The organism is Ruegeria sp. E1 (genome assembly GCF_056534225.1).
The window spans coordinates 1-15869 of the sequence record NZ_JBQFPE010000007.1 but is presented as its reverse complement, the minus strand read 5'-3'; the positions used below and the strand labels follow the sequence as shown (position 1 = coordinate 15869).

13 protein-coding genes and 1 tRNA gene are annotated in these 15869 nt (G+C 56.3%); 7 read left to right on the top strand and 7 right to left on the bottom strand.

The window, feature by feature from the left end; genetic code table 11:
• Positions 1-13: 13 nt before the first annotated feature.
• Entirely contained in the window at positions 14-2980 is a 2967-nt protein-coding gene (locus tag ACR0FG_RS10190; RefSeq protein WP_480892641.1) for a di-heme-cytochrome C peroxidase, read from the bottom strand.
• A gap of 120 nt (positions 2981-3100) precedes the next feature.
• The gene (locus ACR0FG_RS10185; protein ID WP_170710573.1) at positions 3101-4180 is read right to left on the bottom strand and encodes a S1 family peptidase; all 1080 of its coding nucleotides are present in this window, start codon (positions 4178-4180) and stop codon (positions 3101-3103) included.
• A gap of 76 nt (positions 4181-4256) precedes the next feature.
• On the opposite strand from ACR0FG_RS10185, the gene ACR0FG_RS10180 reads away from it, so the two are divergent.
• A complete protein-coding gene (locus ACR0FG_RS10180; protein ID WP_480892639.1) occupies positions 4257-5291 on the top strand; it encodes a hypothetical protein in 1035 nt (344 codons plus the stop codon).
• A gap of 62 nt (positions 5292-5353) precedes the next feature.
• Here the strand turns inward: ACR0FG_RS10180 and trpS are convergent, their stop codons facing one another.
• From trpS to ACR0FG_RS10165, 3 genes are all read right to left on the bottom strand, one after another.
• Complete coding sequence (gene trpS / locus ACR0FG_RS10175; RefSeq protein WP_480892636.1) at positions 5354-6355, bottom strand: tryptophan--tRNA ligase; 1002 nt, start codon at positions 6353-6355, stop codon at positions 5354-5356.
• Between the two features lie 227 nt (positions 6356-6582).
• Positions 6583-7509 (bottom strand): alpha/beta fold hydrolase, encoded by a 927-nt coding sequence (locus tag ACR0FG_RS10170; protein WP_480892634.1) that lies wholly within the window; start codon positions 7507-7509, stop codon positions 6583-6585.
• A gap of 86 nt (positions 7510-7595) precedes the next feature.
• Positions 7596-8504 (bottom strand): LysR family transcriptional regulator, encoded by a 909-nt coding sequence (locus tag ACR0FG_RS10165; RefSeq protein ID WP_480892631.1) that lies wholly within the window; start codon positions 8502-8504, stop codon positions 7596-7598.
• Between the two features lie 135 nt (positions 8505-8639).
• Here ACR0FG_RS10165 and ACR0FG_RS10160 point away from each other — a divergent pair, with 135 nt between their 5' ends.
• From ACR0FG_RS10160 to ACR0FG_RS10150, 3 genes are all read left to right on the top strand, one after another.
• Positions 8640-9257, top strand: a complete 618-nt coding sequence (locus ACR0FG_RS10160; protein WP_480892628.1) for an HD domain-containing protein — start codon at positions 8640-8642, stop codon at positions 9255-9257.
• A gap of 112 nt (positions 9258-9369) precedes the next feature.
• Positions 9370-10269, top strand: a complete 900-nt coding sequence (locus ACR0FG_RS10155) for a sterol desaturase family protein (protein ID WP_480892625.1) — start codon at positions 9370-9372, stop codon at positions 10267-10269.
• 357 nt (positions 10270-10626) lie between these two features.
• Positions 10627-11088, top strand: coding sequence for an NUDIX hydrolase (locus ACR0FG_RS10150; protein WP_170710580.1), 462 nt, complete (start codon positions 10627-10629; stop codon positions 11086-11088).
• A 219-nt stretch (positions 11089-11307) separates the two neighbouring features.
• Here ACR0FG_RS10150 and ACR0FG_RS10145 read toward each other — a convergent pair whose 3' ends face one another.
• A complete protein-coding gene (locus ACR0FG_RS10145) occupies positions 11308-12201 on the bottom strand; it encodes an AraC family transcriptional regulator (protein ID WP_480892623.1) in 894 nt (297 codons plus the stop codon).
• Between the two features lie 212 nt (positions 12202-12413).
• Between ACR0FG_RS10145 and ACR0FG_RS10140 the strand changes: the two genes are divergently transcribed.
• The 3 genes from ACR0FG_RS10140 (at position 12414) to ACR0FG_RS10130 (ending at position 15693) form a co-directional block, all read left to right on the top strand.
• The gene (locus tag ACR0FG_RS10140; protein ID WP_170710582.1) at positions 12414-12878 is read left to right on the top strand and encodes a (2Fe-2S)-binding protein; all 465 of its coding nucleotides are present in this window, start codon (positions 12414-12416) and stop codon (positions 12876-12878) included.
• Between the two features lie 5 nt (positions 12879-12883).
• Positions 12884-15061: a xanthine dehydrogenase family protein molybdopterin-binding subunit gene (locus ACR0FG_RS10135; RefSeq protein WP_480892621.1), complete on the top strand. Its 2178-nt coding sequence runs from the start codon at positions 12884-12886 to the stop codon at positions 15059-15061.
• Positions 15062-15228: 167 nt separating this feature from the next.
• Positions 15229-15693, top strand: a complete 465-nt coding sequence (locus ACR0FG_RS10130; protein ID WP_480892619.1) for a putative molybdenum carrier protein — start codon at positions 15229-15231, stop codon at positions 15691-15693.
• A gap of 85 nt (positions 15694-15778) precedes the next feature.
• Here the strand turns inward: ACR0FG_RS10130 and ACR0FG_RS10125 are convergent.
• Positions 15779-15855: transfer RNA gene (locus ACR0FG_RS10125), tRNA-Met, on the bottom strand.
• Positions 15856-15869 lie beyond the last annotated feature (14 nt).

Here is a 15869-nt window from a genome sequence, read left to right as displayed (position 1 = left end):
GTTCGGGCGGGTGTCACCGCTGAATTGGAAAGCGTTCGGGGTCTTTCAGATATTCGACAATCGCCATCTTTTCATCATGGGTGAAAGGCGTGTCCCAGAATACATGGCCGCCATTGCCATTTCCCGGCACCGTGGTGTCAAACACAAAGGCGTTGTCACCTTCGGTGCTTGCAAACCCAAGCTTTTCAGCGTCAAGAGTACGGTCGCCCACAAAAAACGTCGCCTCGCGATCCTCGGGCGACGAGATCACCTGATAGACGGTGCGTACGGACCCGTTGTGCAGATAAGGACCGGTGGCCCAGACGCCGATCAACGGGCTCGCCTTCAACGCAGCGCCACCAAAGGGTGGTTGATAGCCGCAGGGCGCAGTATTGCCGTTATTCGCACAGTCCGCGTGGGTCGGCGGCCTTAGGCGCATTTTCGCACCAGCCTGATCCCCAAGCGCTTTTCTGACCACGCCCCCAACGACCGTTTGCAACAGCGCAACCGAGGGCACGACAGCGGGTAGACCGCCCTGATCGGAAGGGCCAGCAAGCGAACCCGTCGTGGCCCAACGTTGCGTAAACGCATTTGTATATGCGCTGTCTGTCCCTGCTTTAATCGCAGGGATCGCATTGACCCGAATGAACGTTTCACCCTGCAGATTGTCGCCCGGATCGGTCATACGAAAAGGCGGTGCGTTGTGACATCCGTCGCAGTTTGCGGCAAAGAGATCCCGACCCTGCTGGGCCAGCGTTTCATCGATTGGTCCCAACAAATCCTCGGGCCAGGGCGGAGGCGACAGATCCGCGATCCATGTCTCATAAAGCTCCAGCGCTTGACGGTCCGCCGTCGAGTCAAACAGGGTGTCTGCATCAAAACTGGTGGTGCCAAAAACGCCCAACGCCTGCCCGAGATTTCTTGAGAACGGGTCGGCGACGGCAAGGTTCCACTGCACAAATTCCAGCTGATCGGCCAACCACAAGGGTGGATAGCTGGTCGGCGCGCGTGGTGTCGCCAGATTTTCGATGACGCCCAGATCCTTCACTGCCACGGCGTTGACAATCTGCGTCAACGCATCAACGCGGCCCGGTCCTGACGGGTGCAAGGGGCTGCGCTGCGCCATTTGCCCCGAGAATTCCGAGGCAAACTTCAGGAACTGCGCCACAAAGGCAGGCTGGTCCTGCAGAGCGGCAGGGTCCAATTGACCAAGGTTCTGCATGAACCGTACCAGACGTTTAGAAGGTGGCCGGTTGACCGGATCGGTAAGGTCCAATTGCCCCGTATCCCGAACGACTTGCGCCAGATCAGCTACAAAGTGATCGAAATCGAAATTGGCCGGGGCACCGTCAATTCTGAACTTCTCACCCCCGATCACAACGTCCGCCGTATGACAGGCAGCACAATTCAGGCTGACCTGCGCCCCACCCTCGGCAGCGGTTTCGGCAAACCCGACCGGCAATCCATGCGGGTTGAGCGCATCGGCTGGCGAAGGCAGAAAGCCATAGCCTGCCAGATTGTCGGGGTCCGCAAATCGCGTGCCCTCGCTGGTTTCAAGCGCCAGAAACCAGTTCAAAGGCATGATCTCACCGCCCTGACTGGTATGATAATAAAGCCTGCGGATTTCGTCCGGCCAGCCCTGATCTATGAATTGAGTGTGATCCTCGGCAAGGCAAGGTTCGTCCAGCTTGGTCCAGTCGCCGTCGTTCAGACATGCCACAACCTCGACGGTTTCGCGTGCGGTTCGGCGCGTTACCGTGGCGTGCGCGCGCTTGTTCGTGACCTGAAAGCCCGGGAACCAGCCGAAGGCGCGGACGTTCCATCGGTCAAACCGGGTCGCCTCACCATCCGGGCTGCGCGGAAGGTCGGCGACTGCAATCCGCTCTTGCGTGGCGATCCGTTCGGCAGCGGCCTGCGGGTCCGGCGCGGCATCCAACTCGCGCCGCGTTTCAGTGTGGCAGCTGACGCAATCGGTGTTGAAGAAATGTGAAACGGTAGGGTCTGCGATAACAGCCGCGATGTCCGCTGCGTTCTGCGGACTATTGTCGCCATCACCAAACAAAGTGCTGGTCGAGACCCCGGCATCCGCACCCGGTTGCGCCCCGGGTGGAAGAAGGAAATTCGCCCCGCAATCAACCGGTAACAGGTTTCGTGTCAGCCCGGGCGGAACCACCCCGCCGTTCTGGGGGTCGCTTAGAAACGTCAACATTTGCTGAAGGTTCGGCTGGGCCACAGCAGGGCTGGGAACCGGTCCAAACCCGTTTTCATCGTGCTGCAAAGCCAGAAACACCCAAGGCTCTGGCGCACCCGGCGGAAGACCAGCGATGGACAGCGCCGACAATCGGCCTTCGCTTAGATGAGTATCCAGAAACGCACCAAGGCGCGCGGTCAAAAGCTCTGCCGCAGCCGGGTTTTCAAACGCGGGATGTACACCCAGCGGGGTATCCGTAGTCACCACCCCCATCGCCGCCAGATCGTCGCGGATTGCGGCCAGATCATCCAATGCTGCCTGAAAATCATCCATATCCGCCTGATCCGGCAATACGCGGAACGGACAGACCGGCGATCCACCCGGAGCAGCATCGCCGAATGTATAGACCAGATGCACTGCTTCGTCGCGAACCGGAATGTTGGCAGAAAAATCCACGGGCTGCACAACCAGTCTGATCTGCAGGTTTCGCCCAAAAGGACGGAACGCCGCATCCAGCCCCGGCGCGCCCGGATCAACTCGGATCGATGCAACGTGCAATTGATCCCGGCGATTGGTCAGCAGGCTTGTATCGATCGTTTCAACCGCCGTCGGAGAGGCATTCACCCCGTCAATAACTGCGCCAGCGGACGCCGATAAAGCGGTCGAGAATACTGACTGAGGCAAAGCAACGCGAGGGTCACTTGCCTGCACAGGTGCTTCAAGCAAAATGGACACGTCGTTTTGCGAAAAATCCTCGGCGACGACAGAACCGGCAACAAGACACAATACGGCGATCGAGCTACGCAGCATATCAGACTCCCAAAAAATAAAGTTAATCTTCTTAAAGTATAACCGAATTAAACCATGAATTGGCAGGTTTTGAACAGTCACCGCTTGCCTGGGCGGTTTGCATAGGTGCAAAACCAGCGGCTAAAGTTGCTTATCCATGCCCTGAAACGATGCAAGGCGTGCCTTGTCTGTGACCAACGGGTCTGACCACAGCGCAAGAAGTTCATCGCGCACCGAAGTATGCTGCGCATTGTCGAAAACCTGCGCCTCAAGTCTTGCAACGATGCGTGAAACGCGAATGCCTTCATTCGCCAGCCAACGCACACGGGCATCGTTTTCTTCGAAACGGTCCTTGGCGATCTTCTTGCCGTTTACGTCCAGAACATGCCCGTTGACATCGGTGTCCGGGATGGCCTTGTGATGCACGGCCAGCACTTCCCACCGGTTGTTCAGAACCGGCGCGCCGGAACTGCCCTTGTCGGTATCGCCCGTGTACCAACAGAATGCATCCGCATCGGTCCCGTTGTCGACCAGAGTAAACGTGCTTTCGTGCACCACGATACGCTTCTTTTCACCCGCTGGGTGCTGAATGATATTGGTAGGATCGCCAATCAGCGCCTTGCCTTCTTCGCGCAACAGCGGAAGCCAGCCAAAGGTCTTGATATCCGTCACACCCTGCAGGCCCAGAAAGCAGATATCCAGATCCTCATCCGCCCAAAAGAAATGGTCTGTATCCGCAAGAAAGGTTTCCGTGCTGCGCGGAGTGCCGATGCTATTGTCGTCAAACAGGAATTCGAAAGACGAGTTCTTTGCCTCAGCTTCGTTCTTGATGACGTGGTGATTTGTCACGACAACGCTGTTGCCGACCAGAAATCCGGTGCCCGTTTTCAGACCCTGAGCGATCCTGCAAACCGACCGTGCCGTCAGAATTCCGATCTCCAGAAACTCTCCTGACAGGATGTTGTTTCTTTCCCCGATATGAGCTTCCTGCCCCAAATCGGGCATGAGGGTCAGAAAACTCTGCCCACCTTCCGATTCGGCAGTCTGCATCGCTTTTTGCCGCAATTCAGCCTTCAGACGTCTCTGATCGCTTTCTGACGCGCGGCCATTTCCTTTTGCAATATTTTCTTGGGCTTTCTGCCACTTAACCTTGCGCGACATCATCCGCGCGATGGCATCGTCATGATCATCAAAGCCCAGATCCAGTGGGGTAATCGCCATGTGATCTCACAATTGAATTTGGTGTAGAATGGCTTTGAGCCTAAAATGCGGGCTTTATTGTGCAAGGTTTTTTCAAATGGACAAAATTTCCTACGACACTTACGTCTCTCTTTCTGCGAACCGCAATCGCCGCAAAGAGTTTCGCGATTATTCGATCGTAATCCCCGGGGACAGCGGATTTGATTTCCGTGTTCTTCCGAACCCCGACCTTGTGGTGGACATCCCTGACGATATTCAGCTTGAAAACGCGATGCAGGCCGGAAACGGGATCGAGCGGACTGCGCGGCGGCTGGCCTTTAATCTGGATCGGATATTCAGTCGTCACAAACCCGTGCTGGTCGCCGAGGGTGACAGCTGGTTTCAGTTTCCGATCCTCGTGGATGAAATCCTAGATCATCTGTCGGACAAATACGCGATCCTGTCTTTGGCTGCAGCCGGGGACACGGCAAAGAACATGGTGGACGGCCCCGAAGAATCCGGCGGGCGCGAATACATGATCAACCTGCGCCGCCAAAAAGAACATGTTCGCGCCTTTCTGTTTTCCGCCGCTGGCAATGACATCATCGGAGAGGATCCGGACACAGAGAAATCTGCGTTGTTTGACATCCTTAAAGATTTCAACGGGAACGAGACCGATATCGACGGCCATATCGACAGTGGCGTTCTGACAACGCGACTGGATACTCTGCGCACAGCTTACACGCGGGTGATCACGGATGTGCGGGCCGAACCGGGGCTAGAGACGCTTCCGATCATCATTCACGGGTACGATTACACGTTCCCCTTCCCTCATATCGATGACGATCCACGCAATCCCATCCACGCCGCGAATAACGAATGGCTGGGCGAGCCTCTGGACCAGCGCCATTTTCCGACGACAACACAAACCCAGCGCAACTTGCGCCATAACATCGTGAAACGGTTGATCGACCACCTTTATGACATGCTGAACGAACTGGCGCAGACGCATAACGATGTTCTGGTTGTGAATTGCCGCGGCGCGATGCCGAATCTGACCGACTGGATCGATGAAATCCATGGCACAGACGAGGGCTTTGCAAAGGTGACACAGCGTTTTCGGGACACGTTGGATACTGCCTTGGGCAACTAGTCCAATGAACGCGATCTGGGGCGTTGTTGGACGATCCAAGTTGCCCCAGTTCGTCCGACACATCAAAGCGTAAACAGCCCGAGGGCTTTGATCACCGCGCTCTTGGTGGTTTCGGTCCGCTCTCTTGCGTGGTCAGTGCCTTGCCGAATGATGTCAAGAACATAGCCTTTGTCTTTTGCGATCTGTGCGCGACGCGCGCGGATCGGTGCGATGAAGGCTTGCAAGATGTCCTCCAGTCGCGCCTTGATCTTCGCATCGCCCAGCCCGCCACGTCGGTAGTGGGCCTTGAGCATGGCGAGGTCATCTTTCGCCTCATCAAACGCATCGAGATAAGTGAAAACTACATTCCCTTCGACGCGCCCTGGATCTTCGATGCGCAGGTGGTTCGGATCGGTATACATCGCCCGAACAGCTGCACGGATTTCGTCAGGTGATGCGGATAGTAAAATGGCGTTGCCACCGGATTTTGACATCTTGGCCTTGCCATCAACCCCGGGAAGCCGCCCGGATTGCGGGATCACCGCCTGCACATCTGGCAGAACCGATGCACCCGCGGTCGCATTGACCTTGCGCACGATCTCATTCGTTTGTTCTATCAGTGGGGCCTGATCCTCTCCGACAGGGACGACTGTAGCCTTAAAGGCGGTGATATCTGCTGCTTGCGCTGCTGGGTAACACAGGAAGCCTGCAGGAATGTCCCGGCCAAATCTGCGGGACTGAATCTCATCCTTGATGGTCGGGTTTCTTTCAAGCCGCGCCACTGTCACGAAGTTCAGATAAAGCATCGAAAGCTCGGCCAGCGCAGGCAGATGCGATTGCAGGCAAATCGTTGTCTTCTGGGGGTCAATGCCCACCGCGAGGTAATCCAGCGCAACTTCCAGCACATTACGACGAACTTTGTCGGGGTCATGGGCGTTGTCGGTCAGGGCCTGCATGTCCGCAAGAAGCAGAAATTGTTCATGGCTGTCTTGATACCGAAGTCGATTGGCCAGCGAGCCCGCATAGTGGCCGATATGCAGCGGCCCGGTTGTGCGGTCGCCTGTCAGGATGATGGGTTTGTTCATATGCGTGTCCTCATGAGATTTTGAGGCGCCGCATTGGGGAGTGTTGAAAACAAATAAGACCGCCCAAGCGGCGGCCTCAGAAAAAATGGAAATGTTCTGGCCGCCTTGTCAGGAGACCAGCCACCAGATCACAGTAATGACGCTGCAATGTTCCATGGACACAGGATCTAGCTGCCAAGTGAGGTTGCGTCAATCGCAGAGCCCGACCAGAGCCTTGCGGGCGCGTTTCAGGTCAGCAACGCCAGATCCGAGATTGTTGTTTTGTGCCGCGTTGGCATTTTCTTTGCATCCGCGCCAGCCAGGGTAAGGGCAACATCCTTGTAGAACCCCTTGTCGTCAAACAACCAACGATGCGAAAAGGCTTTGGTCCGCTTTCCCTTGGGCACATGGCGCAGATACTGATCATCGCAGTAAATGTCCCAATGGGTCTTTGACACCAGCTTGGGCATACCGACATGCCCCACCCGGGCCCTGCCCCCATTTACCAGCCCCCCAGACAGCGCGAGGATCTTGTCTTTGCCACTGTAGTAATTGGTAAAGCGTTTGCTGCGCTTTTTCAGGACCAGATCGCCCCACGCCCCTTTTTCAAGCCAGGCTGAATCCACGTCGCCCGAGGCGAACATGACCTGATCTGCGCCCCAGTTCCCTTTTCCGGCCCCGGCCCCATCGCCGAAATCAGAAAAGCCACGCAGGACGACCAGCGCGCCCATGGAATGCGCCAATATGTGAACCTTGGGTTTGGGTGACATGGCCAGCAGCGGCAAGATCCCGTCGCCGACCAGATGCGGCGCAACCGCCTTGGCGTCGGATCGGTCCCGATCATAGGTATGGATCGACCCGTCGCTAGGCCAGTCAAACCCCACAACCGCACCCCGATACCCCTGTGATCGGAGGTTTTTTTCGATCTTTCCCAATCGGTCCAGCATACCCTTTTGTGAGGTGTTGAACCCGTGGACATAGATCAAAACCGAGCTGTCCCCGCCTTCCTTGCGCACCAGCTCCAGCCATTTCGATTGCTTCACGATGCCGCCTTTGCGAATGCGGCCACCGGCACTTTGCTTGGTGATGCTGACGTATCGGGTTTTCGCCGCAGGCTTTAAGGTGAATTTCTTTTTCTGCGCATTAAAGGTACGGCGGGAAAAAAACAGTGCCATCTTTCAAACTCCTGTTCCTGTAATCCAGCAAGTCTGGCACGTCACCAGCCCCAAAAAAAGGGCGCAGGTGATGCGGGGTCTGCCCGTCAGGTTTCCATTGGTGGCGTTTCAAGGGATGGCGCGCTGCCTGAAACCAGATAATCCCTTAACCTTTTTAACGACTTCTTGGCCTCTGCGGCCTGTGAATAAACCATGTAATATCCACGATCTGCACGGCTGATGGCGGGGCCAACCCGAACAAGCTGATTCTGCTCGATCAACGTTTCTTCAAGCCCGCGATAGCCGATCCCCACCCCCTCGCCCGCGCAAATCATATCCAACATGGTTGGATAACTTGCCACCCGCTGGAACGGAGTATCAGCCCGCAGCGTCTGACCGGTCTGTGCGGCAAAGTCATGCCATGTCATCCAGCCATGGGCATAAGGATCACCGTGGTCGAACATCCGCCGGGGATCGACGGTCTCGGCCAACTTGCAGGGATCAAAGCCCGGATTGGATGCAAGAAAGGCGGGGCTGGCGATGACCTGACATGTCTCGGGGAACAGCAGGTCGCTTGAGTTTTCGCCGAAGGTGCCGCTGCCGAACCGGATCGACAAATCCACAGAAGGATCGTCGAAATCACGATAGTTGTCCGACGTCAGAAAATTGATCGTCACCTGTGCCGCCGCGCGCATCTTGCTTATTCGCGGCATGAGCCACAGATGCGTCACGCCAAAGGACGCACCTATGCGCAACTCACGCTCATCAGACGCAACCACGTTTCTCAGGCCCAGTTCGAGGCGGTCGAGAACCGAGGTCGCAAGTTCAGCCAGCTCCTGACCTTGCGATGTCAGTGAGACCTTGTTTCCGCGGCGGACAAAGACTGGGGTGCCCAACCATGCCTCGATGTTAGCGATGTGCCGCGTGACAGCAGGTTGCGCGACCGAAAGCTCCTCGGCGGCGCGGGTGAAACTGCCATGCCTGGCGGCTGATTCAAACGCAAGCAATGCGTTCATCGGGGGTAAGCGTCGTCTAATCATCGTGGCAGCTAGATAACAAAAAGGCATCAAAGCATTCAACAATTTGCTCTCGTGAATCGCGCCCGACTTGTGGAATGATTGACGCAAGCCAACCGAAAGGACGCCAGAATCATGGACCGCGTGAATTTTACCCAGATGAAGGACGGCACCAAGGAAGAGTATGAATTCCTGACCGCACATGAGATCGAGTACACAAAAGGCACTGCTGATCGTCTGCTTCACGCGCTGGAACATCTGGATGAAGGTCTGTCGGGATATCAGATCACGCGGCTTGGACACTCGGTACAGTCCGCGACGCGGGCCTGGCGCGATGGCGCAGATATTGATTGGGTCGTATCAGCGTTGCTGCACGATATCGGGGATATCTTTGCGCCCTATAACCACGATGAATATGCCGCGACCATCCTGAAGCCGTTTGTGCGCGAGCAATGCCGCTGGTGCGTGGAAACCCACGGCGATTTCCAGATGCTGTATTATGGCCATCACCTGGACGGGTTCGATCAAAACAAGCGTGAGCGGCATCGCGGGCATAGATATTTCGACGATTGCGCCGAGTTTTGCGAACGCTGGGATCAGGCCAGCTTTGATCCCGACTACGACACGCTGCCCCTGTCTTTCTTTGCCCCCATGGTGCACGAGGTTTTTGCACGCAAACCCTATGATCCTGCGGTGATGCAGGCCGAAGACCGGCCGCTTGTTGTACCGGAAACTGCGGCTAACCGCGCCTGAGCAAGCTGTTGAGATGACAAATCAAGCCGACAGACCAGCGCGCGTACCGCGGAAAATCTGGAATTTCACACCCAGCCTGCCACTGCAGGTCGCCCCATACTGGGACTGGCCCATGAAACCTGTTGCATCGGTTGTGTATCTGTTGCGCAGCTGGAACCCGGTCGGTATGCGTTGCCTTTTTCTGTTGGGCGCGATCATCACCTGGGCGTTCGCAACACCCGAGATAGGCCGAGCGGAAACGCTGGCATTCGACTGGGTCTTTCAGGTTTGGGTCCGCAACTTCATCATCCTGTTTGCCGTTGCTGGTGGCCTGCATCTGTTGCTTTGGAGATTTGGCGTACAAGGTGATGAAACCCGCTATGACATGCGCCCGATGATGACCAACACCAAGGCGTTCTGGTTCAAAAATCAGGTCTGGGACAACATGCTCTGGTCATTTGTTGCGATGCAGTTCTGGACGTTCTGGGAATGTTTCATGTGGTACGCCTATGCCAAAGGCTGGGCGACGATGATCACGTTTGCCTCCAACCCGGTATGGTTTGTTCTGCTGATCATTCTGATACCGATCTGGGCTGGGTTCTATTTCTACTGCCAGCACCGCCTGTTGCACATTGGGTTCATGTACAAGCACGTTCATTCCTGGCACCACAAGAACATCAATACCGGGCCTTGGTCAGGGCTTGCCATGCATCCGGTCGAAAGTTTCATCCTGATGACAGATACCCTGTTGTTTCTGATTGTGCCCGCCCATCCAATCCACGTCATTTTCCTATTGTTCCATCATGGCATTGGCGCCCCAACCTCGCACGCCGGTTTTGAAAAGCTGAGCTTTGGCAAGGCAGGAGGGCTTGAGGTCGGGGACTTTTTTCACCAGCTTCACCACCGCTTCTTCGACTGCAACTATGGGACGTTCGAGACACCGTGGGACAGCTGGTTGGGCACCTTTCACGATGGAACGACCGAGGGCAATGAACTGGTGAAAGAAAGGCGGAGAAAAATCTGGTCGACCTGACCGAGTTGCTTGATCGTCGCGACTATGGCCGGTTCACGACAAGGACATCGACCGCGACACCGATGATTGCCTGTGGTTTCTGACGGCCCTGCTTGTACTCCGGGGTCTTGCAGCGCGTTTTCGATCCGGACATGCGTTGATCTGGCTCTGCTACACACTAGATCTTGTGGTCTTTCGGGCGTGTGGCGATATTTTTTTGTTGCATATCCCTTATATCATTGTGAGAATCCATAAATATAAAAAGAACTTCGAGGCGCAGTCTGACATGTACCGACCGGAAACACACGACATAGACAGGCAAATGATCGGCAGTGTGGAACATCCTGCAACTGCGGCCTACCGAATTGGGGGCACCGCATGAGCACCGATATCGTTGATCAGATTGCAGCACTGCCCATACGCTGGGAAAAAAACGGCAAGCTGCGCGTTCTTATGGTCACCTCACGTGACCGGGGCCGCTGGGTATTTCCCAAAGGCTGGATGATGGACGGCAAAAAACCCTGGCACGCAGCCGAGATTGAAGCGCTGGAAGAGGCCGGGGCCGTGGGGTCGATCTCGAAACACGCGATTGGTCAATTTCATTATGACAAGCGGTATCAGGACAAGGACAACATTCCCTGTCGCGTGACGCTTTATCCGATGATCGTAGAGAAGCTCAAACGCCGCTGGAAGGAACGGAACGAGCGCAAGCGCCACTGGTTCTCGCCGGGCAAGGCGGCAAAGCTGGTAGAAGAGAAAGAGCTGGCGTTGCTACTAAAGGAACTGGCCAAAAATTCGAAAACTTTTGCAACCATCGAGGATTTGCGAAAAGCCGCATGAGCGGCGGGGCCTTTTGTTTCTGATCACCGCCAATTTGCTTAGGTCCGCAAAGCACCGGGCGGCGCTTTCGCCGGATTCCTGGCTGACGGCAACGGCGAGCTCCATGAATTCCGAGTACCGGGGCTTGGGCAATCCATCCTGGTTGCGTGTTACTATGCAGAGCGAGAGCTAAACATTGGGATCGTAGTCTTCTCGGGATCCCACGCGTCAAAGGTCGGTTTATCCCGCCAACAGAGTTGAACCGGATTTCTGATCGCTGGGTGTAATCCCGAATTTGCGTGAATACTCGCGGCTGAACTGAGTCGGGCTTTCATACCCGACATCATAGGCCGCTGACGCAACCGAGATATTTCCACCTGACAGCAACCGGCGCGCTTCAAGCAACCTCAATTCCTTTTGATATTGCAACGGCGTGGTCGACGTCACGGTCTTGAAATGCTCGTGGAATGCCGAGGGGCTCATGCCAGATTCGCTGGCCAGATCGGTCACTGCGATGTTGGATCTGAAGTTGCTGCGGATAAAGGCAATAGTCTTGGAAATTCGGCTCGCGGTGCTTTCCTGACTCAACAGTTGGCGCAGCATTCCACCATGGCGCGCCCGCAACAGGCGAAAGTGAATTTCCCTCGTTACCAGCGGCGCTAACGCACGCGCCTCGACCGGATCTTGCGCCAGCCGGAACAAACGTGTCACCGCTTCGATCAGGGCGTCCTCGGACACGGCTGCATCCAATGTGTGCACATTGACATCTGCCTGGTCCATCTCACCGATCTCATCGTAAAGGCTACGCGCCAGTGCCAGATCCAGCTTCAGCGCCAGCGCGACATAAGGTTCACCCGGGCTGGCCTGTTTGATCGCCGCCTCAACCGGAACCGCATGGCTGACGATCAACGTATCACCCGCGCTGTAGCGCACGACGCGACCCCCGATATAAGCCTCTTTGGCACCCTGCAGGACCAGACACATGATCGGTTCATAAAATCCTGCGGAACATTCGGTCGTCTCCAGACTGCCAAACGCATAAAACCCATCGACACCGGTTTCGCAGCCGACACCCAAAGCGCCATTGGCTTTCACAAGATCGATTACATCATCAACCAGCTGTTTCGATTGCATCCCGTGCCTCCTCTGCCTTTGAAATATAGGGTCTATGCAGCGTCAGGAAACACCAAACCGCAGGCTGTCGGAGGATTAGGCAGATCATTCGGAGGATAAGGCAGCGACGTTGCGTGCCTCAGCGCTATCTTTGTGGAGACCCCACAAAAAGCACTGCGCAATCCACGCAATTTGACAATCCAACGAACCAGCCAAAGGGAGCCCCTACAGCCATGGCAATATCGCTTAAACTGAATGGCCAGACCCATAGCGTCGAGGCCGAACCCGGCACCCCCCTTCTGTGGGTGATCCGGGATGAGTTGAAACTGACCGGCACCAAATTCGGATGCGGCGTCGCTTCGTGTGGGGCCTGCACCGTGCATATGAACGGTGAACCTGTTCGGTCCTGCCAGACCTATATCGAAGATGTCGAAGACGCCGAAATCACGACCATTGAAGTGATGGATCAGGACAAAGTTGGTGCCGCCGTCCAACAGGCGTGGCTGGAACTTGACGTGGTTCAGTGCGGCTACTGCCAATCTGGTCAGATCATGAATGCCGTAGGGCTTTTGCGCGAAAACGCCAAGCCAACGGCTGAAGAAGTTGATGACTACATGCACGGCAATGCCTGCCGCTGCGCGACCTATCAACGTATCCGCGCAGGCGTGTTGCGTGCATCCGAGATTCTGGAGGCCTGAGACCCATGACAGCCAATATTTCCCGCCGTGGGTTCCTGAAGTCCGCCGCAGCCGCAAGTGCGATCCTCTATGTCGGCGCAAACGCCGATGGTGCGGTCGCAGCATCCGGTAGCGCGGACGCGATGCTGAACCCATTTGTTAAGATCGACAGCAATGGCAACGTCATTGCGATCGTGAAACATTTTGAAAAAGGTCAGGGTCCAGCCACTGGCCTGACATCGCTGATCGCCGAAGAGTTGGGCGTGACGATGGACCAGATCGGCTATGAATTCGCTCCATCTGATCCAACTGTATACAACAACACTTTGTTCGGCCCGTTTCAGGGGACCGGCGGCTCGACCGCGATGGCGAACTCGTGGTTGCAATACCGCACCGCCGGAGCCAATGCGCGCGAGATGCTGATCAAAGCAGCTGCAGATGCCTGGGGTGTTGACGCAAGCTCGCTGGACATTCAGGACGGCCTGATAGTCGGTTCCGGTAACTCCGCCCCATTGGGTGAATTCGTTACAGCGGCTGCCGACATCGCACCTTCGGAAAACCCGCGCCTACGCGACCCGTCCGAATGGAAGATCATCGGTAACGAGGCCACGCGCCGCAAGGACAGCCCCGTCAAGGTGAACGGCAGCGGTAAGTTCGCAATGGATGTTCATCTGGACAACCAGATGGTTGTCATGGTCAAACGCACGCCGCAGCGTGGTGGTCTGGTGGCCGGATTTGACGATACCGACGCCAAGCAGGTGAAGGGTTTCATCATGGCCCAGACCCTTCCAACCAAACATGGTGTCGCTGTCTATGCCGAAAACACCTGGGCCGCGATGCAAGCGCGCGAGGCGTTGCAGGTTGAATGGGATCTGTCTGCCGCTGAAACCCGGTCGTCTCAGGAAATCCGGGATGAGATCATGGCGGCGCTGGATGCGAAACCGGTTTACAACGTGAACAACGCCGATCAGGCCGCAGTCACCACGGCAGTGGACGGCGCAGCGACGATTGTGGAAAAGACATTCTATTTCCCGCTGCTGGCACATGCCCCAATGGAGCCGCTGAACTGCACCATCGAACAGACCGCCGAGGGTGACATTGTGTTGCATGATGGCGCGCAGATGCCGACCGGACCGCATATGGCCTATCAGCAGATTTTCGAGCTTCCGGCCGAAAAGATCCACATCAACACAATGCTGGCCGGTGGCTCGTTTGGTCGCCGTGCGACCCCGGACGCGGATTATCAGGTCGAAGCTGCTCTGGCCTTTGTCATGACTGACCGGACGCGTCCGGTAAAACTGGTCTGGGATCGCGAAGACGACATTCGCGGCGGATATTACCGCCCGGCGGCGGGCCATAAAGTGCGCGTTGGACTGGATAGCGCTGGCTCCATCGTTGGCTGGGAACATCAGGTCGCCGGCCAATCGATCATGAAAGGCACCCCGTTCGAGTCCTTTGCCGTGCGCGATGGCATAGACCATTCCACAGTCGAAGGTGTCACAGACAACCCCTATATCATTCCCGGTATGGCGATTGGTCTGACAGACACCGAAAAGGCGACTTCGGTCCTATGGTGGCGCTCGGTCGGGCACACCCACACTGCTTATGTCATGGAAGTCATGATGGACATGGCCGCCAAGGCCGTTGGCAAAGATCCCGTGGAGTTCCGTCTGGCCTATCTGGAAGGTGACAAGGACCAGCAACGCAAAGCTGCCGTGTTGAAACTGGTGGCCGAGAAAGGCAATTGGGGCAAACCGGCCGAAGGCAATGTGCAAGGCATTGCCGTGCACAAATCCTTCGGATCTTATGTCGCCGAGATTGTCGAAATCTCGGGTGATCTCGATTACGGCATTCAGGTCGAAAAAGTCACCGCTGCCGTCGATTGCGGTATCGCGGTGAACCCCGACGTGATCAAAGCCCAGATCGAAGGCGGTATTGGCTATGGGATCGGTCACGCGATGCGGGATCAGATCACCCTGTACGGTGGTGCCGTGGAACAGTCCAACTTCCCCGACTACGAACCGCTGCGCATCTCGGACATCAAGGCGATCGAAACCCACATCGTGGCCTCTGCCGAAGCCCCGACCGGGATCGGCGAGCCCGGCACGCCCCCCTCGGCGCCTGCACTGGCGAATGCGATCGCGCAACTGGACCTTCGCGTCTCGGAACTGCCGATGAGCGAGAACGGCGTCTCATTTGCCTGATGAATACCCGCCGCGCAGGATACCCCCTGCGCGGCGAACTTGATCAATTATAGTAGAATATCTGTAGCAGACAGAATGCAGCCCCACCGGCATGCAGAATAAGCTGGCCTGCGTCGCTTGGGCGTTTAATATTCCGGTAAGACTGATCCTTATCCAGAGCCGGACAAATGCCAATAAAAATCATATCTGGCGGTCAGACAGGCGTGGACACCGCAGCCCTTGAATTCGCGCACCGCTGCGGCTTGCCAACTGGTGGCTGGGTGCCCAAAGGGCGAACCAACGAGGCAGGGATAATCCCCGACCATTTCGAAGGCATGAAGGAAACCCAATCCAGCGACGTCATCGAACGCACCCGGCTCAACGTTGCATCCAGCGACGCAACCCTGGTTTTCGTGGACGGCTCGAACAGCCCGGGAACTGATCAAACCGTTGATTTCGCCCGTGATCTGGAAAAACCGTGCCTAGTCGTCAACGTCAAAGCCGGGGAAGAGGCATGCATCCGCAATATCCAGTCATGGATGGCCAGACATAAGACTGAAACGCTCAACATAGCGGGCCCCCGAAAATCCGAGGCTCCGGCCTTGGGGAATAAGGTGTCGGCGATCTTACAGCGCTGCCTTTCTGGGACCTAGGCCCTGAAATCGACGAGGCTCGGACAAGCGATTGAACTGGCGGCTCAATTGTGGTGATGCGGGCTGTACTGAGATTTTCTGACGCTGGTTGCGGGAGTAGGATTTGAACCTACGACCTTCAGGTTATGAGCCTGACGAGCTACCGGGCTGCTCCATCCCGCGACACTTTGGTTTGG